Origin of the sequence: Streptomyces rapamycinicus NRRL 5491, assembly GCF_024298965.1 — a bacterium.
GTDB lineage: Bacteria > Actinomycetota > Actinomycetes > Streptomycetales > Streptomycetaceae > Streptomyces > Streptomyces rapamycinicus.
Genome location: NZ_CP085193.1, coordinates 5,891,741 through 5,916,860, shown reverse-complemented (window position 1 = coordinate 5,916,860; position 25,120 = coordinate 5,891,741). Strand labels below are relative to the sequence as shown.

21 protein-coding genes and 5 pseudogenes are annotated in these 25,120 nt (G+C 69.9%); 9 read left to right on the top strand and 17 right to left on the bottom strand.

Going from position 1 to position 25,120, the window contains the following annotated elements:
• Positions 1-2: 2 nt before the first annotated feature.
• The 3 genes and pseudogenes from LIV37_RS24670 to LIV37_RS24660 all read right to left on the bottom strand — a co-directional run.
• Positions 3-1,202: a sensor histidine kinase gene (locus LIV37_RS24670; protein ID WP_185057988.1), complete on the bottom strand. Its 1,200-nt coding sequence runs from the start codon at positions 1,200-1,202 to the stop codon at positions 3-5.
• Positions 1,203-1,207: 5 nt separating this feature from the next.
• Entirely contained in the window at positions 1,208-3,406 is a 2,199-nt protein-coding gene (locus LIV37_RS24665; protein WP_121824554.1) for an MMPL family transporter, read from the bottom strand.
• 128 nt (positions 3,407-3,534) lie between these two features.
• Positions 3,535-3,606: pseudogene (locus LIV37_RS24660) on the bottom strand (Lrp/AsnC family transcriptional regulator); the annotation flags it as partial.
• A 158-nt stretch (positions 3,607-3,764) separates the two neighbouring features.
• Here LIV37_RS24660 and LIV37_RS24655 point away from each other — a divergent pair.
• The 3 genes and pseudogenes from LIV37_RS24655 to LIV37_RS24645 all read left to right on the top strand — a co-directional run.
• Positions 3,765-3,893: pseudogene (locus LIV37_RS24655) on the top strand (DUF4442 domain-containing protein); the annotation flags it as partial.
• 196 nt (positions 3,894-4,089) lie between these two features.
• Positions 4,090-4,368, top strand: coding sequence for a hypothetical protein (locus LIV37_RS24650; protein WP_020869810.1), 279 nt, complete (start codon positions 4,090-4,092; stop codon positions 4,366-4,368).
• A 215-nt stretch (positions 4,369-4,583) separates the two neighbouring features.
• Positions 4,584-5,795 carry a response regulator transcription factor gene (locus LIV37_RS24645; protein WP_020869809.1) on the top strand — a complete coding sequence of 404 codons (1,212 nt, stop codon included), beginning with the start codon at positions 4,584-4,586 and terminating at the stop codon, positions 5,793-5,795.
• Positions 5,796-5,873: 78 nt separating this feature from the next.
• On the opposite strand, the gene LIV37_RS24640 is transcribed toward LIV37_RS24645, so the two are convergent.
• The 9 genes from LIV37_RS24640 to LIV37_RS24600 all read right to left on the bottom strand — a co-directional run bounded on the left by LIV37_RS24640 (position 5,874) and on the right by LIV37_RS24600 (position 14,998).
• Positions 5,874-6,620: an FG-GAP repeat domain-containing protein gene (locus LIV37_RS24640; protein WP_020869808.1), complete on the bottom strand. Its 747-nt coding sequence runs from the start codon at positions 6,618-6,620 to the stop codon at positions 5,874-5,876.
• Between the two features lie 70 nt (positions 6,621-6,690).
• Positions 6,691-7,359: a DUF4232 domain-containing protein gene (locus LIV37_RS24635; protein WP_020869807.1), complete on the bottom strand. Its 669-nt coding sequence runs from the start codon at positions 7,357-7,359 to the stop codon at positions 6,691-6,693.
• A gap of 187 nt (positions 7,360-7,546) precedes the next feature.
• Complete coding sequence (locus tag LIV37_RS24630; RefSeq protein ID WP_020869806.1) at positions 7,547-8,530, bottom strand: cyclase family protein; 984 nt, start codon at positions 8,528-8,530, stop codon at positions 7,547-7,549.
• Positions 8,531-8,549: 19 nt separating this feature from the next.
• Positions 8,550-9,299 carry an IclR family transcriptional regulator gene (locus LIV37_RS24625; protein ID WP_020869805.1) on the bottom strand — a complete coding sequence of 250 codons (750 nt, stop codon included), beginning with the start codon at positions 9,297-9,299 and terminating at the stop codon, positions 8,550-8,552.
• A 106-nt stretch (positions 9,300-9,405) separates the two neighbouring features.
• Positions 9,406-9,753 carry a hypothetical protein gene (locus tag LIV37_RS24620; RefSeq protein WP_020869804.1) on the bottom strand — a complete coding sequence of 116 codons (348 nt, stop codon included), beginning with the start codon at positions 9,751-9,753 and terminating at the stop codon, positions 9,406-9,408.
• 26 nt (positions 9,754-9,779) lie between these two features.
• Complete coding sequence (locus LIV37_RS24615; protein WP_020869803.1) at positions 9,780-11,117, bottom strand: TRAP transporter large permease subunit; 1,338 nt, start codon at positions 11,115-11,117, stop codon at positions 9,780-9,782.
• Complete coding sequence (locus tag LIV37_RS24610; RefSeq protein ID WP_121824556.1) at positions 11,114-12,688, bottom strand: RraA family protein; 1,575 nt, start codon at positions 12,686-12,688, stop codon at positions 11,114-11,116. Before LIV37_RS24610 ends, LIV37_RS24615 begins: the two co-directional genes overlap by 4 nt.
• A gap of 232 nt (positions 12,689-12,920) precedes the next feature.
• A complete protein-coding gene (locus tag LIV37_RS24605) occupies positions 12,921-13,685 on the bottom strand; it encodes an NAD(P)-binding domain-containing protein (RefSeq protein WP_243146171.1) in 765 nt (254 codons plus the stop codon).
• 194 nt (positions 13,686-13,879) lie between these two features.
• Positions 13,880-14,998 (bottom strand): serine hydrolase domain-containing protein, encoded by a 1,119-nt coding sequence (locus tag LIV37_RS24600; protein ID WP_020869800.1) that lies wholly within the window; start codon positions 14,996-14,998, stop codon positions 13,880-13,882.
• A 232-nt stretch (positions 14,999-15,230) separates the two neighbouring features.
• Between LIV37_RS24600 and LIV37_RS24595 the strand changes: the two genes are divergently transcribed.
• Positions 15,231-15,890 carry a TetR/AcrR family transcriptional regulator gene (locus LIV37_RS24595; protein ID WP_020869799.1) on the top strand — a complete coding sequence of 220 codons (660 nt, stop codon included), beginning with the start codon at positions 15,231-15,233 and terminating at the stop codon, positions 15,888-15,890.
• 320 nt (positions 15,891-16,210) lie between these two features.
• Here the strand turns inward: LIV37_RS24595 and LIV37_RS24590 are convergent, their stop codons facing one another.
• Positions 16,211-17,563 (bottom strand): aminotransferase-like domain-containing protein, encoded by a 1,353-nt coding sequence (locus LIV37_RS24590; RefSeq protein ID WP_020869798.1) that lies wholly within the window; start codon positions 17,561-17,563, stop codon positions 16,211-16,213.
• Positions 17,564-17,654: 91 nt separating this feature from the next.
• Here LIV37_RS24590 and LIV37_RS24585 point away from each other — a divergent pair, with 91 nt between their 5' ends.
• Positions 17,655-19,043, top strand: a complete 1,389-nt coding sequence (locus LIV37_RS24585) for a pyridoxal phosphate-dependent decarboxylase family protein (RefSeq protein ID WP_020869797.1) — start codon at positions 17,655-17,657, stop codon at positions 19,041-19,043.
• Positions 19,044-19,426: 383 nt separating this feature from the next.
• Positions 19,427-20,086: a DUF1707 SHOCT-like domain-containing protein gene (locus tag LIV37_RS24580; protein ID WP_020869796.1), complete on the top strand. Its 660-nt coding sequence runs from the start codon at positions 19,427-19,429 to the stop codon at positions 20,084-20,086.
• 55 nt (positions 20,087-20,141) lie between these two features.
• On the opposite strand, the gene LIV37_RS24575 is transcribed toward LIV37_RS24580, so the two are convergent.
• Complete coding sequence (locus tag LIV37_RS24575) at positions 20,142-20,282, bottom strand: hypothetical protein (RefSeq protein ID WP_020869795.1); 141 nt, start codon at positions 20,280-20,282, stop codon at positions 20,142-20,144.
• Here LIV37_RS24575 and LIV37_RS24570 point away from each other — a divergent pair.
• A complete protein-coding gene (locus LIV37_RS24570; RefSeq protein WP_020869794.1) occupies positions 20,276-20,485 on the top strand; it encodes a hypothetical protein in 210 nt (69 codons plus the stop codon). The genes LIV37_RS24575 and LIV37_RS24570 overlap by 7 nt on opposite strands.
• Before the next feature lie 14 nt (positions 20,486-20,499).
• Here the strand turns inward: LIV37_RS24570 and LIV37_RS24565 are convergent.
• Positions 20,500-21,719 (bottom strand): annotated as a pseudogene (locus LIV37_RS24565) (APC family permease); the annotation flags it as partial.
• 969 nt (positions 21,720-22,688) lie between these two features.
• On the opposite strand from LIV37_RS24565, the gene LIV37_RS24560 reads away from it, so the two are divergent.
• Both LIV37_RS24560 and LIV37_RS24555 read left to right on the top strand, forming a co-directional pair.
• Entirely contained in the window at positions 22,689-23,243 is a 555-nt protein-coding gene (locus tag LIV37_RS24560; RefSeq protein WP_148717804.1) for a hypothetical protein, read from the top strand.
• Positions 23,244-23,284: 41 nt separating this feature from the next.
• Positions 23,285-24,025 carry a class I SAM-dependent methyltransferase gene (locus LIV37_RS24555; protein WP_020869792.1) on the top strand — a complete coding sequence of 247 codons (741 nt, stop codon included), beginning with the start codon at positions 23,285-23,287 and terminating at the stop codon, positions 24,023-24,025.
• Between the two features lie 215 nt (positions 24,026-24,240).
• On the opposite strand, the pseudogene LIV37_RS53050 reads toward LIV37_RS24555, so the two are convergent.
• Positions 24,241-24,429, bottom strand: a pseudogene (locus tag LIV37_RS53050) (helix-turn-helix domain-containing protein); the annotation flags it as partial.
• Between the two features lie 416 nt (positions 24,430-24,845).
• A pseudogene (locus LIV37_RS24545) lies at positions 24,846-25,114 on the bottom strand (IS1380 family transposase); the annotation flags it as partial.
• Positions 25,115-25,120 lie beyond the last annotated feature (6 nt).

Here is a 25,120-nt window from a genome sequence, read left to right as displayed (position 1 = left end):
CCTCATGCCTCCACCTCGCCCGCCATGGGGATCACCGCCAGGATCCGCGTCCCGTCGCCCACCGAACTCGTCACCGTGAGCCTCCCGCCCAGCTCCGCCAGTCGCTTGCGCATGCCGTCGAGTCCGAAGCCCGTCGACTCCCCGACCAGGAACCCGGTCCCGTCGTCGGTGATCTCCAGCTCCACTCCGTGCGGACGCCGCGCCAGCACCACGCCGACCATGGACGCGCGCGCGTGTTTGCGCACGTTGGCCAGGGACTCCTGGGTGCAGCGCAGCAGTGCGATACGGGTCTGCTGGTCGCACTCGAGGTCGGCCAGCTCGGCGTCCACCGCCAGTCCGGTGTCCTCCGCGAAGCGGTCGAGCGTACGGCGCAGGGTCCGCGCCACCGAGCCGCCCGCCACCTGTCCAGGGCCCGGCTGCCGCGCCGAGCCGACCAACTCCCGGGCCTCGGCGAGGTTTTCCCGGGCGGTGGACTCGATCGACCGCAGTTGCTGGGCGCTGGTCGCCGGATCGTGGTGAATGCCCGCCTGGGCCGCCTCCGCGAGCACGATGATCGACGCGAAGCCCTGCGCGAGCGTGTCGTGGATGTCCCGTGCGATGCGTTCCCGTTCGTCCGCCGCGCCCTGCCGCTGGTGAGCCTCGGACAGCTGCGCCTGCGTACGCTCCAACTCCTCGATCAGCCGCGCCCGTTCACTGCTCTGCGCGACGACCGAGTGCGCCCACAGGCCGATCAGTACGCCCACCGCGACCACGATCAGGGTGGACACCATCGTCTCGCCGAAGAACTCCGCGGTCCAGCCCTGCCGGATCAGGCTTCCGGCCAGCGTGGCACCGGTGGCCAGCCCGAGGAACCCCATCGAGACCCGCGGTGTGCGCCCGAACATCCAGTAGTGCGGCAGCGTCACCATGAACAGCGCCGCATAGCTGCTGCCCAGGTAGGCCAGCCCGCCGAGCGCGAGCACGAGCGCCGAGAGATAGACCCGCGGCCGTACGACGGGGTTCCCCGGTAAGCGGTCGAGCACCGCGTAGCACAGCACCACGCAGCTGAGCAGCGCGAGCGCCTCGTACTTGCTCCCGCTGGCCGGGACCGTCGTCACCAGGCCGACGGCCATCGCGGCGAACAGCACCCAGCACACGGCGTTCCACCGGCGCAGCGACGTGGCCCAGAAGGCGTCGGCCAGGGGGGTGGTGAGAGCGGTCATACCGATCAACGTACGTCGACCGCCGGTCGTCCGTCGGCTGTTCGAGACGAGGCCACCGCCGTCCGTCCCGCCGCCCGCGACGGCCACCAGCTCGCCTCACCGAGCAGCAGCATCGCCGAGGGAAGGACCATGATCCGGATGATGAAGGCGTCGAGCAGTACGGCCGCCGCGAGGACGAAGCCGATCTGCTTCATCTCGATGATGTGGAGGAAGACGAAGCTCACGAAGACGGTCGTCATCACCACCGCCGCACTCGTCACCACACTCGCCGACCTCCGGATGCCGTCCAGCACGGCCTGCCTCGTGGACGTGCCCGCGAGTACGGCCTCCCTGATCCGGCTCACCACGAACACCTGGTAGTCCATCGAGAGCCCGAAGAGGATCACGAACAGGAACAGCGGTACGCGCGATCCGATCGAACCGGTGGAGTGGAAGTCCAGCAGCCCCTCGGCCCAGGTCCCCTGGAAGACCAGGACGAGCAGACCGAGCGCGGCCGCCGCGGACAGCACATTCAGCAGGACCCCGATCAGCGCCAGCACCAGCGAGCGGAAGGCGTACGCCGTCATCGCGAAGGTCACCAGCAACAACGCCCCGAGAACCAGCGGGAGTTTGCCGTTCTGGTGCGCGGGATAGTCGGCGTACCGGGCGACGTCGCCACTCACTCCGAACTCCGCCCCGTCGACCCGGCCGACGGTCGCGGGCAGGTAGTCCTCGCGCAGGTGGTCGAGGGAGTCGTACGCCTGGTCCGAGTTGCCCAGGTACGGCACCTTCAGGTCGAGCGTACTGATCCGGTGGTCGGCGGAGGTCCGCACGCGCGAGGCGCCGGTGAACAGCGGGTCGGCGTCGGCGCGCCGGGCCAGCTCCCGCAGCGCCCCGCCGACCTCGCCGGATCGCCCGGCGTCGGCACGTACGACGACCTGGTGGGTGACCCGTTGGTCCGGGAACGCCTCGTTGAGCCGGTCGTACACCCGCATGGCGGCGATGTCGCGGGAGTGGGTGTCCCGGCTCATCTCCGTGATCTTCAACCCGGCCAACGGGATGACGAGCGCGAGCAGGGCGAGAACGGACACGCACAGGGTGGCCAACGGATGCCGGCTCGCGGGGCGCAGCAGAGCGGCCCAAACGCGGCCACCGCCGTTGCCCCGGGTCCGGCGCGCGGGCTTTCCCCGCTCGGCACGGCGCCGCGCCCCGCGCTCCTCCCGCTCTCCCAGCTTGACCAGCATCGCGGGCAGCGCCGTCAGCGAACTGGCCACCGCGACCAGGACGACCACGATCGTGCCGGTGGCCAGCGAGGAGAAGATGACGTCGGAGGCGAGGTACAGCGTCGCGGTGGAGGCCACGACCGCGAGCCCGGAGACCACGACGGCCCGGCCCGAGGTGGCCGCGGCCATGTCCACCAGCGCCTCCGAGCTCAGCCGGCCGCCCGAGCGGGCGCGCTCCTCGCGCTCCCGCTTGAGGTAGAAGAGCGTGTAGTCGACGCCGACCGCGAGGCCGATCATCAGGATGACGTTCGTGCCGACCCCGGCGTCGGGGGACACGTGGGAGGCCACCATCGAGAGCCCGATGGCCGCCGCGATCGACGACAGCGCGAGCAGCAGCGGCACCCCCGCCATGGTCACGGATCCGAAGACGACCAATAGGGTGATCAGGGTGATGGGAAGCGTGATCTTCTCGGAGAGCGCCAGGTCGTCGCCGCGCTGCTGATCGACCCCCTTGCTGATGGAGGGACTTCCGGTCTCCTCCAGCCGCAGCCCCGGATAGGCCTTCGCCACGGCGCCGGTCTGCCCGGTCAGCGCGTCGACCTTGTCCTTCGCGTCCCGCTCCTCGCCCTGCAGCGCCACCTCGACCATGAGGATCCGGCGATCCCCGGACAGCAGCGGGCCGGCGACGCCCGCGACCTCGGGCAGCCGCTCCATCCGGGCGGTCAGCTCCCCGGCGGCGGCCTCGGCCGCGTCCCGGTCGAGGGCGCCGGACCGGGCGGAGATCAGCACTTGTTCGGTGGCCCTGCGCTCCAGACCCCCCTCGGCGGCCATCGCCTCCGCCCGCCCGGCCTCGCCGACCCGGTAGTCGGCCGTCGTCGCGCTGTGGGTCCCGACGGCACTCCCGGCCCCCAGGCACAGCGCCACGAACACCAGCCAGCCGACGATGGCCCGCCAGGGGTGCCGAGCGCTCCAGCGCGCCATGCGCACAGTGAGTGATTTCATGCCCGAAAGCCTTGCTGGCCAGCGGACTTGGCCGACAGAGGTACCCGGTTGAACTTCCCGTCCACCGATCGGTGGACGGGAACGGCTACTCGGGCAGCGGCCGGTCGTGGACGACGTGCTTCATGACGAGGGCGGACGACGGCGCGGTAGCCGCGGATGGCGCCCTCGCGTTCGAGGTCCCGCAGCCGGCGGTGGCAGGGGTGGCCCGCACCGTACTGACGACGCGGCCCTCGGCGGTCCGGGCGGTGACCCGGGTCTCCGGTGCCATGATGATCGGCATCAACGGTCTTCTGCCGGTGGAACGCCTGATGGGTACCTGAAACGGAGTGACCCAGCAACACGGCTAGTTCCACGCCGGAGCGTGCTGAAGTCCGGACGCACCCCGACCGTCTGCCAGTTGGAGGTGTTCGCGGTCCAGGGCGACGGGCGGAATCTCGTCGCCAACGGGCAGCAGACGCTGATCCGCGTGGCCCGCCCCGAACAGTGAGAACGCCCTGCGCGGTGGTGCCGAAGCTACGTTGATTGCGGTGCCTTGCCGGGGCGCGTCGGCAGGCAGCACTGTGAGCGCATCACCCTGGGTGAGGGGGAGGACACGCCGATCGGCTTCCGACGCGGCATGGCCACCGCGTGCGAGTCGCGACAGCTCGCGATGGTCGCGGTCGCTGTCGAGAGGAGGTCGCCCGATGTGCCGAACCCTCGAACCGGACAGCCCCGGCACGGACACGGAGGAGAACGGGGGAGGGACGGAACGGAACCCCGCCCGCGCCCTTGAGTCCGAGCCGTCGGCTGGGAGGTGGTACCTGCGGGAGAGCACCTCGTGGGGGGTGGGGCTGTGCATCGTGTCCGGTGTCTTGGACGCGGTCGCCGTCCTGACTCAGCATGAGGCCCTCGCCATGGTGGCGAGGGCTCTCCGCGCGATGGGGGACCGGATCGTCGACGCCGGACAGCACAGGCGGTCCTGACTCCCCGGGCCCGGCTGCCGCGAGGCGGCCGGGCCGCACAATTCCAGGAAACCGCACACATGGGGAAGAACCAAGGGACGCTAACTCTTTCGCACCTGAGTCGCGGCACGAAACGGATTACGTGCGCAACGGGCTCAACGGGCTCAACGTGCTGTACATGCCTTACGTGCCGAGGGGCGACGGAGGCCGAGGACGGTTGAGGAGGAGGGCCGCACGTGGACGACGCCGCCGCGGACCGCTGCGAGGAGTGCGGCTCGCCGCTGCCCACCCCCGCCAAGGTGGGGCGCCGCCGCCGCTACTGCTCCGATACCTGCCGGTCGGCCGCCCGCCGGACCCGGCGCCGGGCGGAGAACGTCTCCGCTCTCACGGCGGGTCCCTGTGCGACGGACATCGCCGGCCACGCCTGCGGCCGGACGGCGCGCTTCGCCATCGTGCTGAACCGCCGCGAGACCCGGCTGTGCGACACGTGCTACGAGACGGCTCTGGACTTCCTGGTCGGCCAGGGAGTGTCGGCCCGTGATGTCAGAACGGTCCGGCTGACCGACCGGGACGCCGCACAGCCACAGCCACAGACACGGCAGACACAGACACGGCAGACACAGACACCGCCGCAAACGCAGCCACAGGTACAGCCGCCGACACGTCGCCGTCCCCGTGTGCTGTTGATCGAGGACGACGAGGCCATGGTCACCGTTATGGGGATCATGCTGTCCCAGCGCGGCGGCTACGAGGTCAGCCATGCGCGCGACGGATCCACCGGCCTCCGCGAGGCCTACGCGCAACGCCCGGATCTGGTCCTGCTCGACATCATGCTGCCGGGCATCGACGGGATCGAGGTACTACGTCGGCTGCGCAGCGTCAGTGACATCCCGGTGATCTTCCTGACGGCGAGATCCGACGACCAGGACCTCGTGATCGGCCTCGCCGCGGGCGCCGACGACTACATCGTCAAGCCGTTCAGCCCCAAGGAGCTCATGGCACGCATGGCGCGGGTGCTGCGCCGCCATGGCGCCACGGAGAACCAGGACCCCGTTTACGAGGACGGGCTGCTGCGCCTGAACTCCCTCAGCGCGGAAGTCCACGTCGTGGGCAAACCGCTGCGGCTGACGCCCGTCGAGTTCCGCTTGCTGAACTGCCTGGTGCGCAGCGCGGGCAAGGTGCAGCCCTTCGAGCACCTCCTGGCCACGGCGTGGAACGACCCCGGCGGGCAGGCCTCCACCCGGGTGAAGTTCGCCGTCTCGCGGCTGCGACGGAAGCTCGACGCCACGCCGCTGGGCGGCGACGCGATCGTCTCGGCCCGCGGCATCGGCTACGTCTACCGCGCCCCGTCCACGTCCCGGCCCACGGCCGACGCGGAGACTCCCCGCCTGGGCCACGGCCACGCGGGCCGGATCCTGGACATCCTCAACAACCGCGAAAACACCTGAACCCGGGCGCCGCCGACACCGGGGGCGCCGCCGGTGCCCGAAGGACCCGGCGGCGCCCAGTCGCGGTCAGGATCAGGATCAGGAGCAGGACTCGTAGAACTGCTTCCAACCGTCGCCGGGCATGGCCGGCGGCTCGGCCGTGGACCCGAACTCGCCGTACTTCTCCTTCAGCGCGTAGTCGAAGTCGCCCGGGCCGCTGCCCGCGTACGACAGGCGCACGTCCCGGTCCAGCTGCCCGTCACCGGAGTTGTTGAGGATCGCGAGGTCCGGGTACGGGTCGTCGCCGTAGTTGGCGATCCGGAGCTGCTGCACCTCGCCGTGGTCGCCGATGTCGGAGTGCCGGGAGTCGGCGGAGCCCAGGTTCGACCGCTTGAGCGGGCCGGGGCGGTACTCCGCGACGCGCGCCGTCGAGGGGTCGTCCCCGTCGGCCGGCTCGACGATGTTGACGATCATGTCCAGGGTGCCGTCGTTCTGGAAGTCGGCGACGGCGGCGGTCGCGACCTCGCCCTTCTTCGCGCCGAGAAGTTCGCTGACGGACTGCTTCGCGCCGAACGAGCCGTCCGCGGTCCCCCACTGGATCGTCATCTTGGTGCCGGTGTGCCCAGGGTTCGCGATCTTGTCCGGGTGGCCGTCACCGTCGAGGTCGCCGACCAGCGTCGTGGCATCGGCCAGACACGGGCCCGCCGCCTTGGTGACCTTCCCCGACCGTTCCGCGCCGCCCGAGGGCGACGATCCGGCCGCACTGGCGTGGTAGCCGGCGACAGTCAGGGTCAGGGCGACAGCCGCGATCGGCGCGGCGATCAGACGTGACCGTTTGCGAATCATCTACGAACTCCTAACGTTGTTGCTGCGAGAAAACCGCGGCGCGGAGCCGGCCCCCTACGGGTCTTACGGGCTACTGGTCCGTTCCGCCGAAGGGGACGGCATCCGCGGCGGAGGTGTGCCAGTTGGTGACGATGGGCTCGTCGACGGTGATGGTGCCGACCGGCAGGGAGACCGGGTTGGGGTCCGCGTCACCGACCCCGACGATGATGCTGTCCAGTTCCTTGCCACCGTTTTCCTTGGTGGTCTTCGGGTTCACCCCGGCGTAGGCGGTCGTTCCCTTGCCCAGGGTGATCGCGGGCCCGACGGCCTGCTCCGCGGGACCCGCCTGGGTGCCGTCCGACCCGAAGGCGATGGTGGGAAGCGCGGCGGGCAGAGTGCAGGTGATACCCGGCTTGGCCTTCGCGATGACCAGGATGTATCCACCGGCCTGCGTCTCGGACCTGGTGCTCCAGGAAATGTCGTTGGCCCCGCACGTCTGCCCGACCTTGTCCCGCTCACCGTTCCCGGTGTCGGCGCCGGAGCCATCCTGACTCCCCTTGTCCTTGCCCTCGGAGGATCCGGCCTCTGAGCCAGAGGCGTTGTCCTTCCCGGCATCGGCCGTGGCCTCGGCGGAGGCGGACGAGTCACCGGACCCACTGCTCGTGTCGTCCGAGTTCTGGCAAGCGGTGGCGAACATCGCGGCCGTCACCAGCAGACTCGCACCGGCGAACGTACGGATCCGGGAGCGGTTGATAAGCATGGAATGACCCTCTTCGTCATCAGCGGAGTACTGCGCCCGGCGACGTTTCGCTCGGTGTGCCACTCACTCTGCCGGTGGCCGCTACCGTTCCATTAGCGCGCCACTAACGAACCGCTGACGCACCATCAATCCGCGTGCCCGCGAGGTCGTTGGGGTGTCGCGTTGGGGTGTCGCGGTGTCGTGTTCGTCAGCGCAGAGCGGTGGCGTTGGCGGGAGAGCCGACGCCACCGGTGAGGTTGAGCGGCTTGACGGTGAGGAGGCTGGTCCAGCGGCCGGTGGCCCGGCAGTCAGCCGTCAGAGCGGTCAGGTTCCACAGCTCACCCAACGGCAGGCCGAGCTTGGCGATCAGTTCCTGGTGCATCATGCCGCCGTCCTCGGGCGCGCTGGCGTGGAAGTCGCTGTCGGCCACCACGGGGAGGACTTCGACGGCGAAGGTGTCCGTGGCCAGCAGCGCGATGCGGTGGTCCCAGCACCAGGCGACGAAGTCCCGGGACTGGACGAACCCGGTGGCGCGTCGCCCGGCGCGGACCGCGGCTCGTGCGCCGGGTTCGGCGGTGAGGTACCAGTGGGCCCAGCCGGTGTGGACGAGAACCAGATCGCCGGGTTCGACACGGCAGTGCTGTGCCTCGAGTGCCGCGTCGAGCAACTCGGGGCCGAGGGCGGGGCCCGCCGGATGGTCGAGCGGCGTGCCGCGGTCGCGGAGGAGGCCGTCGATGTCGATGAGGAGCGCGCGCCCGGCCAGCGGGGTCTCGGCCCACAACTGCACGCCCAGGCGTGGGCTTCGCGGCGCGATCTCATCGTCGGGCACGGCGTTGTAGAAGCCGTGCCCGGAGGCGCGGCGGTGGCGCAAGCCGTCGAGCTGGCTGCTGGCCTGGAGGAAGAAGCCCTCCAGGACGTCGTCGCGGGCCTGCTCGTGTTTGGCGGTGATGCGGTGGTGGGGGATGGAGCGGGCCCGGGACATGGGCGGGTCGAAGGCGTCGAGGGCGTGATCGAGGTTGAAGGCGCGTCCGTCGTGGACCTCTTGCGCCGCCCGCCGGATCTGTCGCGGGCCCGCGAAGTTGGCCATGCCGCGTTCGGGCTGGTCGGCGAAGAGGTACCAGCTGGAGCCGGGCGGGGCGTCGGTGCGCCGCAGCAGCTCGTCGTAGGTGAGGTACGGCAAGGAGTGGGTCAAGGGGAAAGGCGCTTTCTGTTCAGGGACAGCGGGCGGCGATGGCGTCGGCCGCCCGGCGTACTTCGGTGATGACGCGCGGGTGGTCCGCGGTGGGCAGGTCGCTGCTGGGTCCGGCGACGCTGAGCGCGCCGAGGACCTGTTCTTCGCGGTGGATGGCGGCGCTGACGGCGGTGACGTCCAGGACCCGTTCGCTGAGGGAGACGGCGTGGCCGTTCTCCTTGCTGCGCTGGAGCTCTTCACGCAGGTCATCGGCGCCGACACGTTCGCCGGAGATCCGGGTGAAGGGGGTGACGCTGTCGACGTAGGTGCCGAGTTCCTCCTCGGGCAGCCAGGCGGCCAGGGATTTCCCGGCGCCCAGGTGCAGGGGGAGCTTTTCGCCGATGGGCAGTTGGTAGCGGAGAGGATTGAGGCCCTCGACGCGGGCGATCAGCACGCGGGAGAGGCCGACGCGTACGTACAGGGTGGATGTCATGCCGGTGGTCGCGGCCAGTTCCTGCAGTACGGGCAGGGCGACCTGGCTGAGCCGGTTGTTGACCAGGAAGGCGTGGGCGGTGGCCACGGACGCCGGTCCCGCGACGTAACCGGGTTCTTCCTTGACGGCGTAGCCGCGGTCGAGGAGGACGTTCAGGATGCGCTGGGCGGTGGCCACGTGGAGCTCGGAGCGGCGCGCGATCTCACTCAGACGCAGGGGGTGGCGGGCGTCCTCCAGCACGGACAGAACGTCGAAGGCTCGGTCGACCGAGCGCATCGGAGAGGCGGGGGTGGCCATGGGTCGGCTCCTGGGTGGTCTGCTCGGCTGCGGAATTTCCTGATAAGTGTTATCAGCATGCGAGCAGCGGCGTGGTGCGCACAAGATCCACCCGGAGCGGTACGTCCTATTCCGGCTGCGGCGCGGTTTCGGCGGGCCGCGGCTCGGGCGCGGCCGTGGCAGCTGTAGTCGTGGTCGTGGTCGTGGCCGTGGCCGTGGCCGTGGTCGTGGCTGTAGCCGTGGTCGTGGCCGGTTCCGGGTCGCCGGGACGGGCGTACGACAGCACGTAGGCGAGCAGGCCGGTGATGCCGGCGGTGATGAAGGTCGGGGGCCCGGCGGTGGTCGCGACACCGTTGACCCAGGCGGCGTCGCCGAGAGCCAGCCCCAGCGTCTGGCCCGCGACGATGCAGAGGCCGCCCAGCAGAAAGCCGAGGACGCCGAGGCGGAAGAGGATTTTGATCAGGTGGGTGGGCATGGCACGACCTCGTGTGGAAGGGCGGATCAGACGGGCAGCACGCCGGTGGCCACCGCGGCGCCGATCAGGAGGATCGGCAGGCAGTAGTAGCCGACGAGGGGAGCGAAGGTACGGGCCGGGTTGACTCCGGCGATGCCGCTGGCCACGTAGATCGGGGCACCGGACGGCGGCGACGCGCCCTCGGTGGAGGCGAAGATCAGCACGGCGACGCAGGCGGTGGCGGCCGGCACTCCGGCCTCGGCCAGGGACGAGACGGCGACCGGGCCGATGGCGGCCATGGTGGCACTGGCGGTGAGCGGGATGGCGACGGCGACGACGATCACCCCCACGATCAAGGTCATGGCCCACTTCGGTGCGTGCAGCTGCGTCAGTACGTCGGTCAGCTGTTGCGGCAGCCCCAGGTCGCCGAGGACGTTCGAGGCGGAGAACGCCGCCACGATCGTGACGCCGATGACGCCGAATTGCGGCACGGCCCCCTCCAGCAGCTGCCACCACCCACGGCCGGCGCGGGGAAGGTGGCGGCGGCCCAGGAACAGCACGATCGCGATGAGCAGGACCGGTATCCAGGTGATCAGGCTGATCGCGTCCGACATCGTGACACCGACGTAACGGCCCAGCTCACCGCCGGTCGGTCCGCGGGTCAGCAACAAGGGAACGATCATCCCGGCGAACAGGAACAGGCTGGTCCACCCCGCGCCCAGGCTGACCCGGAGCGGCAGCAGATCGGCACGGTCCATGGGCTGGATCCTGTGGCGGCGGACCATCCAGAACGCCGCCAGCAGGCGGTAGCCCAGACACCACAGCCCACCCATGAACAGCGGCAGCACGATCTCGTCCTTGGAGACCAGCGCCGCCACCCCGGCCGAGCCCATCAGGATGAACATGGTGGAGCTGAACGGGAAGGTGACGCCCATCCCCGCGCCACCGGCGGCGACGGTGGCGGCGAGCTCACCGCTGACCTTTGAGCGCTTCATCCACGGGATGGTCACCGAGCCGACCGCGGCGGTGACGGCCGCCCCGACGTGGGCGATGGCGCCGAAGATGCCCGCGGCGACGGTCGAGGTGTACACCGGTCCGCCGCGCAGACGACCGAGCAGGGAGTTGAGGATGTTCAGCAACTGATCCAGGACCGGCGTACGGCTCAGCAAGTAGCTCATGAACACGAAGGCCAGGGCGGCGAAAGTGACCTCCTCCTGCATCGCTTCGGCGAATCCGTCCCACATGACATGAGCGATGTCGCCGCCCGCGAACAGGCCGGTCACCACGAATCCGACGAGGAGGGCTTCGCCGATGTTCCTCTTCAGTACGGCGTTCCAGACGATGATGGCCGTCATGTAGGAGACCAGGGCCCATATCGCGATCATGCTGCTTCTCCTGCCGGTGCTCCTGCGGGTTCTCCTGCCGTTCCGCCCACGGCCTGACCGGCCTGACCGGCCTGATCGGCCTGACCGGCCTGACCGGCCTGACCGGCCTGACCGGCCTGACCGGCCTGACCGGCCTGACCGGCCTGACCGGCCTGACCGGCCTGTTCCGGCCGTCCGTCCTGTCCGGCCCGTCCGTCCTGTCCGGCCCGTCCAGCCCGGATGCTGCTGCGGCGGTGCGCCTCGTCGGCCTCGATCTCACGCGCCGCGACCAGTGTCGACTCTGCCTCGTCGGCGGGAAGGACGGCGACTCCGTCGCCGTCCGCGACGACCAGGTCACCCGGCCCGCACACCGCGCCGCCCACGGCGACGGCGACGTTCACCCTGCCGGGGCCGTCCTTGTAGGGGCCGGCGGGGGTGACCGCGCGAGCCCAGACCGGGAAGCCGATCTCCTCAAGGACCTCCACATCGCGGGCGGCGCCGTCGAGCACCATACCGACCACCCCGCGAGCCTTGGCGCGCTCGGCGATCAGCTCGCCGATCAGGGCGCGGGAAGTGTCACCCTGACCGTCGACCACGATCAGGTCACCGGGCCCGGCGATCCGCAGCGCTTCGTGGATGGCCTGGTTGTCCCCGGCCCGCGTCAACACCGTCAGCGCGCGGCCCACTGCGCGGGCACCGGTCCACAGCGGACTGATGCCGGAGTCGACCAGGCCCAGCCGGTCGCGCGCATCGCCGATGTTGGCGGTCGGCAGCCCCTCGTACGCCGCCAGCAATGCCTCGGTGACCAGCGGTGTGGCGCGCAGTCCATCCTGGCGGGCGGCAAGGGTGTGCAGCCTGCTGATGCCGTGGGCCAAGGCCGCGTCCAGGCCGAGATCCGCCATCAGATCGGCTGCGGCGGCCACCTCGCCGGCCCGCCGCACCCCGTGCTTGAACGTTCCTGCGTACAGGCGTTCCAATGTGGCCTCACCGTCGGCGAGCTCCCGTACGACCTGCTGACGCACCCACTGCTCGTCACCGGCGGCACGGCCCGCTTCCACCGTCTGCACGATGACGGCGCCCAGCCCCTTCATGAAGAGGCTGCGCAGCAGCTTGCGGGCCGACGCCGCCCCCGGCTCCCCGCCCAGGTCCTCCACGGGAGCACCCAGCGCCCGGAAGTGTTCCGCCACGGCCGAGGCCCCGCGGCCGCTGGCCACCAGAGCCGTACGGTGGCGGTACTCGGGAACCGAGCCGATCACGGACACATCCGCGAAGATCGCCCGCCCACCTTCGGTGACGACGCCGTCGATCTTCCGCTTGAGATCGGGCGCTCCGGCGTTCATGTCCGCGAAGACCACATCGTCCCGCAGATGCGGCGCCGCCTCCACCGCCACCGACGCGGCCGCTGTGGCTCCCGTCAGCCCCAGCACAAGATCGGCCCCGCCAACCGCCTCCGCCACGCTGCCCGCCCGCATGACACCAGCCGGAGTCGGCACGTCGCCGGGGTCGTACCCCACTACGGACCAGCCGTTTTCTGCGAAACCAACGGCATACAACGCCCCGGCCTCGCCCAGCCCAAGGATCCCCACACGCATCGACGTCCTCGCGTTTCTCGTAGAGTGATAAGTTTTCTCACGAAAGATGGGAGGATGTTGCCTACGTGTGAATCACGAGTCAAGGGTTGAGCGCGGACCACTTGAACTCCGGGCAAGTCGTCACCGACGCCGCCCAGCGCGGAACCGGTTCCTCGGCATCGCTCAGACCGTCCGATCCCGCTACCAGCGGTCCGCGACGTTTTCCCACGGCTTCCCGCGGCGCGCCACGTGGCTATGTGAGATCGCGGAGGAGTGCGTCAAGGGCACTGGTCAGGGCCTCGGAGCTGGCCGGGTCGAACCAGGTGGTGCGGATACGTTCGTTGTTGCCGCCCGGGGTCTCGTGGTCGGCCGCGAGTTGGTGCAGGGAACGGGAGTTGTCGCTCAGAGCGCGACCGACGCCCTGGAAGAGGCTGCGAACGTAGCGGTCCGCGTCCTCGGAGGCGATGCCGTGGCCGGCGGCCCACGACGTGAGTGTGGCGAGGTACCAGTAGTGGGTGGTCAGCGTCCCTGTCAGCGCGGAGAAGACGTTGAAGGCCGCCTCGTCCGCGACGGGGAGCGCCCCGCCCAGGCGCTCGAAGAACGAGTTCACCCTCGGGTGCGAGGGGTACACCACCGTGACGGAGCGGCGTTCGCGGATGGCCGGCAGGGGGATGGCCCGGGTCAGCGGGGCGCCGGTGGCGAGTGTCTGTCGCAGGTCGTCGTTGCCGACGCCGGCCATGACGTTGACCACGATCTTGTCGTCGTCCACCCGCACACCGGCCAGGGCATCGTGCCGGTCTTGGCGTCGTACGGCGATGATCACTACCTCGGAGCGGTCCACCACCGCCTGGTTGTCGGCGCACACCCGTACGCCCTCGTAGCGCTCGGAGAGCTCCGCGGCTGTGTCGGCGCCCCGGGGCGAGAGGAACACCTCCGGCAGCTCGTCGCCCCCGTGACGCAGGCCCATCACTATGGCCCGGCCGATCTCTCCCACTCCGATGATGCCGATGCGTTCCACGATGTCTTCCTCCATGGTGTGTGGTGGTCGTGGCCCGTATTGGTCCAGGTCTGAGACGTTGAGTCCGCGTCAGCGCAAGCCGGTCGCGGCCGCCTCCACAACAGTGCGACCGTCAGGGCCCTGCCGGGCAGGGAACCGGAGCCAGGCGATGACCCGACTCGCAGGCTCGGTGAAAGCGGCTCTCTGCGGCCCTGTCAGCCGTACATCGCCACGCGGTGGAGAGCCGTAAGCGCGTCGTCGATGGGATGAGGCTGCGGTTTGCCCGAGGAGTCGAGCCTGTTCCACCGCTGCAGGTTCACCGCGACGGACATCTGCCGCTTGCCGTCGGCACTGGTCATGGCGAGCGCTCCAGCACCCCAGACCGTGCCGCCATGGCCCCAGAAGGTGCCCTGACCGGGAGCCTTCATCGGGTGCAGGCCGAGGCCGTAGTCGATCGTCTTTCCCTCTTGGGAGACGACCGGGACGGTGCGTTGCATCTGCGTCAGCGACGACGGGCTGACGATCTCGCCGGCGAGCAGCATGCCGAAGAAGCGGTTGAGGTCCGTGACGGTCGATATCAGCGAGGCCGCCGGCCCCACCCATGACATGTCGTAGACGCTGTAGTCGCGCGGCGGGTCGATCATGCCGAACCACGCCTCGTAGATCTGCGAGTGCTCCCCGTTGACGTATGGCCCGGCGGGGAGTTCGGTGTCCCGGAGCCCGGCGCGCTCGATGACGTTCCGGGTGATGCAGCGCTCCGCCGTAGTACCGGTCACCTGTTCCAGGAGTTCGCCGAGGAGCAGGTAGTTGGTGTTGGAGTACACCCCCGGAGTGCCGCCCGGGGCGCCGACGGCAGGTGCGGTGACCCCCATCTCGATCAGCTCGGTGGGGTGAAACCGCGTGAGCCGGTTGTCGTCCAAGCTCTGGGGTCCGGTGTCCGCGACGGCGGGGAATGCCTTGAGGGAGGGGTAGGCGTAGGGGAGGTACTCGGCGAGGCCGCTGGTGTGGTTGATCAACATCCGGACCGTGATCGCGCCGCCGCGCTCTCCGGGAACCAGCCGCGGAAGGTACCGGCCGATCGGGGTGTCGAGGCCGATCTGACCGCTCTCGACCTGCCGCAGAACCGCGGCGGCGGTGAAGGTCTTGGTGATGCTGCCGACGCGGTGCCGCATGTCGGCGGTGACGCGGCGACCGGTAGCGACATCGGCGACCCCGGCGGCGCCGCGCCAGACCTGGTCGCCGTCACGCACCTCGGCGAACAGGCCCGGCATCCCGGCGCGGTGGACGTTTTCCATCGCGGCGTTCAGCTCCGCGGGATCCAGCGGCTTCCTCACGACATGCGTCCTTTCGTATTCCCCGGGTGAGGTCCACGTCGGCCGCCTGCCCCGGAGCGACAGGGCACGGACGACGCGGACGACCTGGCAGGAGTAGCCGAACTCGTTGTCGTACTTGGCACGCCGGCCCGCCTGTTGACGAGACACCCGGCACGCCCATGTCCTCATTATGCACGCGGTGCGTGCAACGCCAAGTGCATAGGTTAGGCTGAGACCCGGCGAGAGGAGCGAGATGGCAGGCCGAAGGCGCTGGTCGACCGAGGAGATCCTGGATGCGGCGGCGGAGTTGCTGCGCACGAGCGACGCCGAGTCGTTCAGTGTGCGCAAGCTCGCCGCGACGCTCGGGACCGATTCCTCCAGCCTCTACCGGCACTTCCGCAGCAAGACCGAACTGTTGCGCGCGGTCGCCGACCGGATCCTCCTGGCCGCCATGGGCGGCTACCACCCCGAGGGCGACTGGAAGCAGCGCATCACGGCCCTGGCCCTGCGCATGAGAGAGGCATTCGGCCGGCAGCCCCAGCTCGCCGCGGTCTGGGGACGCTACGCATCATCCGGCACCGGTTCCCGGATGGTCATGGAAGAGGTGCTGCAGGCTCTGCGCTCGTCGGGACTGCCCGATGAGGAGATCCCGGCGCGCTACCACCGGGTCGCGGTCCTCATCGCCGCGTTGATCGCCTCCGAGGCAGGGATCAGCACCGTCACCCCCGGCGAGCACGAACAGGGCATGGAGCTGTTCCGCGTCGCGGTACTCGGCGCCGACCCCGAACGCTTCCCGGCCCTGGCCCACTTCGCCCGCGACGTCCGCCCCCTCGGAGCAGACCGCCGCGCCGCGTTCGAAGAGATCCTCGCCGCCCAACTCGCCCACATCGAGGCCGCGACCTGCCCGAGCTAGGACTGCCCGGTAAAGCACGACGTTGGGGCCGTGATCTTAGAGGCTATCGCTCCAAGCGGCTGCCAAAGGCCGTGGTGTCGACCGCCCCGGCCACGACTGGCACGCGGCGGGCGCGGTGACCTTTGAGCGATTTTGGCAACAAACCAGGCCCAGGTCGCTGACCTGGGCCTTCGCTGTGGAGCGGGTGACGGGAATCGAACCCGCGCGCTGAGCCCGGGAATCAACGGCGCTTCTGGGCGGCAGGCCTATGAGCTGCTGGAATGCGATGCTGGAGGCCGCTGGACAGCGGTTGGAACGTACCCTCTTTGAGCGGTGTCATCTCAGCAGGCGTCGTCGAGGACGTGGGCGATCTGCTCGAGTACCGGGCGCGGTGGGGTGAAGGGCACGCGCAGATAGCGGGTGAGGGTGGCGTCGACCGCGAAGCGTGGGCCCGCCGCGAGGGCGACCCCGTTCCTGTCGGCCCGTTCGACGACGGTATCGGCGAGGGTGGTCGTCAGCCGCAGCCACAGGGCGAGTCCGCCGGGTGGGAGGGCAAAGTGCCAACGGCCGTCGTCGGCGAGGACGCCGGCGAGGTGGTCGCGCTGTTGCCGTAGCTCGTGCCGGCGTTGTCCGAGCAGCGGTTCCAGATCCCGTAGCAGTTCGACGGCGACGAGTTGCTGCACCGGCGGCGCGGTCAGTGGTCCGGCCAGCGGGTGGTCCTGCAGTTCCCGGACGAGCGAGGCACGGGCCCGGATCCAGCCGATGCGCAGCCCGCCCCAGATGGACTTGCTGGTCGAGCCGATCAGCAGTGCGCCGGGGATACGGGGCATGGGTTCCGGCTGGTCGCGCAGGTCGAGGTCGCGCATGGTCTCGTCCACGACGAGGGTGACCTGGTGCTGGGCGGCGAGCTGGGTCACGGTGCGGCGGGTGTGCGGGGGCATCAGCGCTCCCGTCGGGTTGTGGAAGTCGGGTACCAGGTAGGCGAGATGGCCGCGCGCGGCGGCGAAGGCGTCCCGCAGTTGGTCCAGGTCCCAGCCGTCGGAGGTGACGCGGCAGCCCACCAGCCTCGCTCCGGCATGACGCAGCACCTGAAGCGCGTCGAAGTACGTGGGTGTCTCCACCACCGCCGTACGAGGCCTGAAGTGGGCCGCGAGCAGGGTCAGCGCGGCCCGGGCCCCACTGGTGACGAGGATCTGCTCGGGCCGTGTCGCGGTGCCTTCGGCGCTGTACCGTGCGGCGATCGCCGCACGCAGGTCCGGGATGCCCGGACCGGGTTCGCCGTGGTCGGCCAGCAAGGGCCCCGCTCGATCGGTGGCTCGCCGGGTCGCCTCCAGATAGAGCTCCTGCGGCGCGGCGGGAACGGCCCGGCGCAGGTCGACCAGGGAGCCGGCCTCCCCGGTCGCCGAGAGCGGAGCGATCCGTTCCGCGGTGGCCGGGGGGAGTTGTACCGTGCTGGCGCTGCCGTGCCGGGTACGGACCCATCCGGTGTCGCGCAGCCGTTCCAGGGCGGCTGTCACCGTGCCACGGCTCACTCCGAGAGCGGCGGCGAGACGGCGCTCGGCGGGCAGCTCGCTCCCGGCGCGTATCCGGCCGTCGAGCAGCGCTTCCCGTAGCGCACGGGCCAGCGCCGTGCTGAGTGGCGCCTTGGTGTCCCGCCAGGGCCCCAGCGCCTGCACCAGGTAGTCGTCCCTCATCCGCACTGGTCCAGTTTTCCATGATTGGACCAGGCGCCGGACCGGTGTGCTGCCTACGGTCGTGGCCACCCGATACGAACGGAGACATGGCATGCACCCACGACTCGCCGCCGACCGCGACGGTCTGCCGCACCTGCTGGAGACCGTCCGGCAGCACGCCGCCGACGTGCTCGGGCAGGTCGCCGGGCGGGACGTCGTCCCCGCGGCGCCGGTGCCGGAGCCGAATCCCTTGTCCGAGCAGGGGGTGGGAGCGCGGGCGGCGCTGGAGGAGTTCATCGCCTGCTGGGAGCCGGCGCTGTCGGCGAGCGCCGGGCCGCGCTATCTCGGATTCGTGACCGGCGGGACGACGCCGGCCGCGCTGGCGGGCGACTGGATGACCACGACCTGGGATCTGAACGCCTTCTCGGCACTGGACGGGGCGGGACAGAGCCTGGAGCGCGAGACGATCGGCTGGCTGCGGAGTCTGTTCGGCCTGTCCGACCAGCACCACGGAACCTTCGTCAGCGGCGCCACCATGTCCAACACCGTCGGCCTCGCCGTGGCCCGCGAATGGCTCGGAGAGCAGCTGGGCGTCTCACCCGCGGAGCACGGGGCGGGCGTACTCGGCGCGGTACGGGTGCTGTCGGGATCAGCGCATTCGAGCGTGCCCAAAGCGCTGTCGATGCTCGGTCTGGGACGCCGGGCCCTCCTCCCCGTGCCGACCCTGCCCGGACGGGAAGCCGTCGATGTGCCGGCGCTGGAACAGGCGCTTCGCGAGGCCGAACCCGACGGTCCGTGCATCGTGGTCGCCAACGCCGGCACGGTCAACACCGCCGACTTCGACGACCTGCGCGCCATCGCCGCATTGCGCGAACACTACGCGTTCTGGCTGCACGTGGACGCCGCCTTCGGTGCCTTCGCCGGGCTGTCACTCGAACACGCGCACCTGGTCGGCGGCCTCGACCTGGCCGACTCGATCTGCGTCGACCTGCACAAGTGGCTGAACGTCCCCTACGACAGCGCCGTGCAGTTCACTCGGCGGCCCGACCTGCAAACGGCGGTCTTCCAGAACGCGGCGGCCTACCTGGGCCCGCTCGGCGACACCCCCGACCTGGCCCACCTCACCCCGGAGAATTCCCACCGCCTGCGTGCCCTCACCGCCTGGTTCACCCTGCGGGCCTACGGGCGGGACGGCCATCGCGAGATCATCGAGCGGTGCATCGGCTGCGCACGCGCCCTGGGCACGGCCATCGACAGCATGCCCGGCCTGCGGCTGCTGGCACCGGTCCGGCTGAACGTCGTCTGCTTCACCCTCGCCGACAACCCCACCGCCGAACGCCTCACCGCCCTCACCGGGCAACTCGCCGACGAGGTCTTCCTCACCCCCACCGTCCTCGACGGCGTGCCCGCCCTGCGCGCCGCCTTCAGCAACTGGCGGACCACCGAAACGGACACCCGCCGAGTAGCCGCGGCGCTGCGAGCCGCGATACACACCTTGTGAACCCCGCCTCACCGGTCCGCCCTCCGTCATCGCGGCGCTCTCCTCCCGTGGGGTATCTGCCGACGGGGCTCACACCGTCGCGCCCTGTCGCGGTATGCGCTCGCGCTACTGGAGGGAGGCGGGCACGTTGGTGCTGCCGGATCTCTGCAAGGGCGGCTGAGACGGGCAACGGCCCCTGCGGAACCGGCACGGCGCTACCGTCACCCACGCGCTGCGTCGAGACACCAACGCGGTCATCCGCCGCATTCCGTCCGTCGAAACCCTGACCATCGCCTCTCGGCGATGGGGTCTAGCCGGGCTCCATGTCGCGATATAGCGTTAGTCTTCCACTCGCGCCGCTGCCTACGTTGCGCGGAAGCGTTCGACAGGAGCAGGACGGAAGCATGTCGGGAGAGATCTCGCCCACCGGGAAGCGCTCCGGTCCCGGCTCGTCGCCTGAGATGCGAGCCTCTCATGCGGACCGGGACCGGGTGGTGGATGTGCTGCGTATCGCGGCGGGGGACGGCCTGTTGACCGCGGACGAGTTGGACGAGCGCCTGGAAGCTGCCCTGTCGGCGCGGACTCTGAGCGAACTGACCACGCTCACCGCTGACCTGCCGCCCGTATCGGCCACGGCCGGCGTGCCGGGAGCAGAGGTCAAGGACATAGTTCGGATCGAACAGGTCCACAGCGGTGCGATCGAGCGCGTGGGGCGCTGGGTGGTACCGCGGAGACTGGAGCTCGCGGTGACGTTCTGCGAGGTGACGCTCGACTTCACTGACGCCGTGATCACGCACGACACCTTGCGGATCGACGTGGGCATGACGGGGAAGACCCTGACACTGGTCACGAGGCCGGGCATCGTGGTCGATACCGATGGTCTGCAGCTGGTGCACTGCAAGGTCAAGTACCGTCAGACTCTGACGGATCCAGATACGCCGGTCACTTTGCGGGTGGAACTGGTCGGTCAGAAGGTCCATGGCCGCGTGGTGGTGCGGCCCCGGCGTCGGACGTTCGGGCAGTGGCTGCTGCGCAGGCCCACGTCCCTTTCCGCGGGCGCTTGACGCCATCGTTGTGAATTGCCGGCGGGGAGGTCTCTCTGAGGTCTCCTGGGCTGGGCTACTTCGGGCCGGAGGCCCCGAAGATCTCCTGGGCCGCATCCCCGTCGATGTGCTCGCCCAACTGCCGCAGGATGTCCACTCCCTGTCGCAGGGTGCCCTGCGACAGGGAGCGCCGGGCGCCGGTTCCAGCGCGTGCCACAGCAGCGGATCGGCGGCCAGGGCGCGGGGATCGAGCGTCACCGAGCAGCCGTACGCGTCCCGCAGGTGCAGGTGCAGGTGCAGGTGCAGGCGAGTGGCGATCCGGCCGTCCTGCCACACGGCGACCAGGGCATCGGTACGGACGTGCCCGGTGCGCTGGCCCGCAGCTCCTTCATGGATTCGACGCCAGGCGTTCAGCTTTAACAGGACCCTGGCGTTCAGCCGACGTGAACGTGCGGCCGACGGGCCCGGTCGGGTTCGGCCTCGCGGAGTACTTCCCGGGTGACGGGCGCGACCTCTCCCTGGCCGAACAGGAAGAACCGCAGGAACTGGGCGAAGGGGCTGCCCTCGGTCCACTCGAAGTAAATGTGCGGCCTGCACTCGGTCTCGTCCCGTACGCACAGCAGCAGGGCGGCCAGCGAGTTGGGGATGCTGGAGCCGTCGAGGGTCAGGACGCGGTAGCGGCCGTGCAGTACCTCGCCCCGTACCCGTACCGCGGACTCGAAGTCGGAGGGGTCGCGGACGGTGACCTCGACGAAGATGAGGTCCTCTTCCGCCGGGATGTCGTTGTCGGCCCGGATCTGCTGGGTCTTGTCGCGGTACTCGCCCGCGTCGCGGTTGTCGGGCTCGTTGGCGACGAACCGTATCCGGCGGGTGGCGGTGTCCCGGACGAAGCGCTCGGCCATGGCGTCCAGCTCCATGTCGGTGACCCGCAGCTCGAAGGCGCGGGCGAGCCGGGACAGCAGGGACACCGCGATGATGCCCGCGATGAAACACGCGCCGATCTTGACGCCGTCGGGGCGTTCCACGACGTTGACCGCGGTGGTGTAGAGGAAGACCACGGAGATGGCCCCGAAGGCGACGGTCCAGCCCCGCTGCCGCGCACGGCGGGCGGCGATGGTGACGGCCACGGCGGCGGACGTCATGAGGACCAGCACCCCGGTGCGTACGCGCCGCCCTGGGCGTCCACGTCGGCGTCGAAGATCCAGGTCACCAGGAACCCGATCAGGGTGAAGACGAGCACCATGGGGCGGACCGCGCGGGCCCAGTGCGGTGCCATGCCGTAACGGGGCAGATAGCGCGGCATGAGGTTGAGCAGCCCGGCCATGGCCGAGGCCCCCGCGAACCACAGGATGCCGATGGTCGCGGCATCGTAGACGCTGCCGAAGACCGAGCCCAGGTAATGGTGGGCCAGATAGGCCAGGGCACGCCCGTTGGCCTGGCCGCCGGCCTTGAACTCGTCCTGGGGGATCAGGAGGGTGGTGATGAAGCTCGTGCAGATCAGGAAGCCACTCATGATCACCGCGGCGGTGGTCAGCAGCTTCCGGGTGTCCCGGATCCGCACGGTGGGCCGCTCCTCCGTGTCACCGCGGTCGCCCTGGACATGTGGCATGACCGCCACGCCGGTCTCGAACCCCGACAGGCCGAGAGCCAGCTTGAGGGCTGGGCATGCGGCCCCGGCTGGCGCTTGGCCATGTCGGTCAGGCCCTCCAGCAGCCAGCTCCGCAGCCGACCCCCCTTACGGGCCTCCTCCGGGCGGGGCCCCACGTCGGTGGAGGTGGCCATTGTGGACTCCTGATCAGATCGTGTTTCCGAACGCATCGTCGAAAAGAATCGGCCGAATCAGGGTAAGCAGGACCAACCTGGGGCCCCACAGCGGCATGCCCATCACGGCCCTGCACAGCCGTCTGGACGAGCCGGAGAGGCGGCGTTGACCGTGCCCCGGATGAGCGCGGGAATCTCGGAGGCCGGATCCACCTCGGGCAGTTCGCCAGGTCCGTAGCGGTGCAAGGTCGCCTCGACGACCCGTCGGGCGAGGTCGTCGATCCAGGGGTCGTCGGGGTCGAGGTCGTACGCGCGGTCGTAGTCGAGGAAGAGCTGCCGCAGCGCGGGGCCGGCTCGCGCAGGCGCGCCTGGGTGGCCTGCGGTCCACGGATCCGAGCGTCCAGTTCGTCATCGATGCCATGGAGTGCCATGCCCGGCGGAACTCTTCCTCGTTCGCTGATCTCAGCTAGCGAACGCGGGCCAGTGGGACACCGGCTTCGGCGAGTGTCCGGATCTTGGTCAGGGCGACGACTTGGCCCCCTTGACCCCGCCCCTGGGGCAGGGCCGCACCCTTGCGCCACGGTGAACGTGAACATAAGGATCGGCAGGTCCGCTGGGCGCGCTGCGGTACGTGTTCGTCCTGCTCGTGCGCATGGAGATGCGCTCGGCGGCTCCAGTTCACTCCGTGGGCTGCTGACTGCCGCGGCCTTGACGACAGCAAGCGGTCCTACAAGCTCTGTTTCGGCGTCCGTGGACGTGCCTCCTGGGGCGGCACACGAATGCTTGCGCTGTTCGGCAGAGTGCCCCTCTGTTCCCGGCAATGACTGCCGTCAACACCCGCGCCACTAGCTAGGCTGCCATCATGCGGACTCCACCCGTCGACATTGTGAAGCGCGTTGTCCGGCATCTACGGGCGCGCGGTATGGAGCCCGCACTCGGTGGGTCCGGCCTTCTCGTCGCGCTTGGGCTCGCCGAGGTCGCTCATGACTGGGACCTAACCGTCGACTCCCCGGAGGACGCGGTGCGCGAGGCACTGGCCGAAGGCGGGTTCCGGTTTTCGGACCGGACCGGCGGCGATCGGCTGTACGCGACACGGCGACGGTTCGTCATCGACGGCGGGGACCATTCGATCGACCTGCTGGTGGGGTTCGCCCTGCGGTCCACAGACGAGGTCGTGCCGTTGCCTACCCGGGTCACCGGGGCGTGGAGGGAACTGCCCCTGGCAGATCCGGTGGTGTGGGAGCGAGCGTACGTCCTGCTGGGACGCCCAGGAAAGGCAGCCGCGCTGCGGCAGTGGCTGAACGACGAACCCCGGCGGGAGCCCATGAGCCACATGGACCGGCTGCTCCAGGGCTCGTCCGGCGGTTCATGGGCCGAGCCGGGGCCGGACCGAGGCGAGGGCCGGCCAGTGCCCTGATCATGTTGACCGCCCCCGGAAGGCAGTGCTGGAGTCGGCACGTGGACAGCATCCCCGCCAACCGGCGGCTCTGGAACCAGATCAGCAGCGCCTACCAGCACGAGCACGACCCGCAAATCGGCGCCGCACCCCGGCTGTGGGGCATGTACTCCATCCCCGACGCGCACCTGCACGCCCTGGGCGACGTCACCGGCAAGCGTGTCCTCGAACTCGGCTGCGGCGCCGGCCAGTGGTCCAGGGCGCTCGCCGCCGAGGGCGCCACCGTGGTCGGGCTCGACCTCTCCGAAGCCCAACTCGCCGCAGCGGCGCGCGCGATGGGAGCGGCCCGCTACCCGCTGGTGCAAGGCGCCGCCGAACAACTCCCCTTCGCCGCCGACAGCTTCGACCTGGTGTTCTGCGACTTCGGTGGGCTCAGCTGGGCGCCCCCGCACCTGGCCGTCCCGCAGGCCGCACGCGTCTTGGGCCGAGGCGGGCGCCTGGTGTTCAACGTCGCCAGCCCATGGTTCGAAGCTTGCTACGACGAAGCCGCCAGCCGTGTGACCACGACGCTGCAGCAGGACTACTTCGGGCTGAACACCATCGCCGAAGACGACGGCGCGACCAGCTATCAGCTCACCTACGGCGACTGGGTCAAGGTCCTGCGCGGCGCGGGTCTCATCATCGACGACCTCATCGAGCCGCGGCCCGAACTCGGAACACCCAACGGCTACAACGAAACCGACCCACCCGACTGGGCACACCGCTGGCCGGCGGAACTGCTCTGGGTAACCCACAAACCGTAGTTGACCGCTGTTGGGCCGGCACCGCCTGAAACGGCACCGCCATCGCTCCGCGCGGCGGCCTGGCACATCCCAGGATGGGCAGGGCCTCGAGGACGTAGCGGGTGTGGCGGTCCTGCGGGAGCGTGTCCCCGCGGCCTTGGACGTAGAGGGCCTGGTAGTCGTCTCGTGAGCCACATGCCGGACGAAGCCGAAGCCGCCATGTGGATCAGAGGCTTCGGCTTCCCGCTGTTCGGCATGTGCCAGCTGTTGCGCCATCTCTTGCCGGTCCGCCGGTTGATACCTAGGACCCGGCAGGCTTCCGTGTTGCTGTAGCCCTGCTTCATGAGCTGGGAGTATGCCTCCCGCGCACGAGTCAGACGGCGGCTCCCCCGGGGCCCTCGGTTCTCTCGGATCTTGAAGCCCATCGCATCCCCTGAACTGGGGTGTTGCGACGACCACTAGAACTCAAGGCCTTTTCGGGCGGGCTCCACTATGAGCGTTGAAAGCGGGTCAAGGCACTTCACGCGCCTTGGTTCATCCGCGTTTGCAGGTCACTCGCTGGTCCGGCAGCGAACCGCCCACGTCACCAAACGTACAGTTTGTACGGACCGCCGTTGTTCGACCGGCAGCTCCAGCTCTCGCCGGTGCCGCCGCCGGTGAGCATATGCGCTGCCCTTACGCACTGCTCATGTGTGGGGTACGACGCGATATACCGCGAAGCATCCGCCGAAGCCGAAGCCGAAGCCGAAGCCGAAGCCGAAGCCGAAGCGCCGAAGCCGTACCCGCCATTCCGATCGCCGCCACGCACCCGAGCGTGATCGGAATTAACAAGCCAATTCGTTGAAGCCACCGGCCCGAATATGGCCGACACGGCCCGCAGTATCCCGACATTCGCGAGGCAGTCCTCGCCCAACGCGACCGCGAGAGCCACATCCAGCAGGACCTTTCCCCGGATCCCGCACCGCACGCTGCGTGCGCCACCGCGCCGACGCCGCTGATATCGCGCTGGGCCAGGCCGGACTTACGGGCCGTCCCGGCCAGCAGCACGGCTCCGGCCCGCGAGGCGACTCCACGGCCGCCACCATTTTGAGTCACCCCGTAAGTAGCCACCGCGAG

Excerpts from the sequence above, each read along its gene's own strand:
- LIV37_RS24610 (WP_121824556.1), bottom strand. The coding sequence starts at position 12,688 with ATGCGTGTGGGGATCCTTGGGCTGGGCGAGGCCGGGGCGTTGTATGCC.
- LIV37_RS24665 (WP_121824554.1), bottom strand. The coding sequence starts at position 3,406 with ATGAAATCACTCACTGTGCGCATGGCGCGCTGGAGCGCTCGGCACCCC.
- LIV37_RS24590 (WP_020869798.1), bottom strand. The coding sequence starts at position 17,563 with ATGAGGGACGACTACCTGGTGCAGGCGCTGGGGCCCTGGCGGGACACC.
- LIV37_RS24560 (WP_148717804.1), top strand. The coding sequence starts at position 22,689 with ATGCGGACTCCACCCGTCGACATTGTGAAGCGCGTTGTCCGGCATCTA.
- LIV37_RS24635 (WP_020869807.1), bottom strand. The coding sequence starts at position 7,359 with ATGCTTATCAACCGCTCCCGGATCCGTACGTTCGCCGGTGCGAGTCTG.
- LIV37_RS24615 (WP_020869803.1), bottom strand. The coding sequence starts at position 11,117 with ATGATCGCGATATGGGCCCTGGTCTCCTACATGACGGCCATCATCGTC.
- LIV37_RS24585 (WP_020869797.1), top strand. The coding sequence starts at position 17,655 with ATGCACCCACGACTCGCCGCCGACCGCGACGGTCTGCCGCACCTGCTG.
- LIV37_RS24670 (WP_185057988.1), bottom strand. The coding sequence starts at position 1,202 with ATGACCGCTCTCACCACCCCCCTGGCCGACGCCTTCTGGGCCACGTCG.
- LIV37_RS24650 (WP_020869810.1), top strand. The coding sequence starts at position 4,090 with ATGTGCCGAACCCTCGAACCGGACAGCCCCGGCACGGACACGGAGGAG.
- LIV37_RS24640 (WP_020869808.1), bottom strand. The coding sequence starts at position 6,620 with ATGATTCGCAAACGGTCACGTCTGATCGCCGCGCCGATCGCGGCTGTC.
- LIV37_RS24580 (WP_020869796.1), top strand. The coding sequence starts at position 19,427 with ATGTCGGGAGAGATCTCGCCCACCGGGAAGCGCTCCGGTCCCGGCTCG.
- LIV37_RS24595 (WP_020869799.1), top strand. The coding sequence starts at position 15,231 with ATGGCAGGCCGAAGGCGCTGGTCGACCGAGGAGATCCTGGATGCGGCG.
- LIV37_RS24625 (WP_020869805.1), bottom strand. The coding sequence starts at position 9,299 with ATGGCCACCCCCGCCTCTCCGATGCGCTCGGTCGACCGAGCCTTCGAC.
- LIV37_RS24620 (WP_020869804.1), bottom strand. The coding sequence starts at position 9,753 with ATGCCCACCCACCTGATCAAAATCCTCTTCCGCCTCGGCGTCCTCGGC.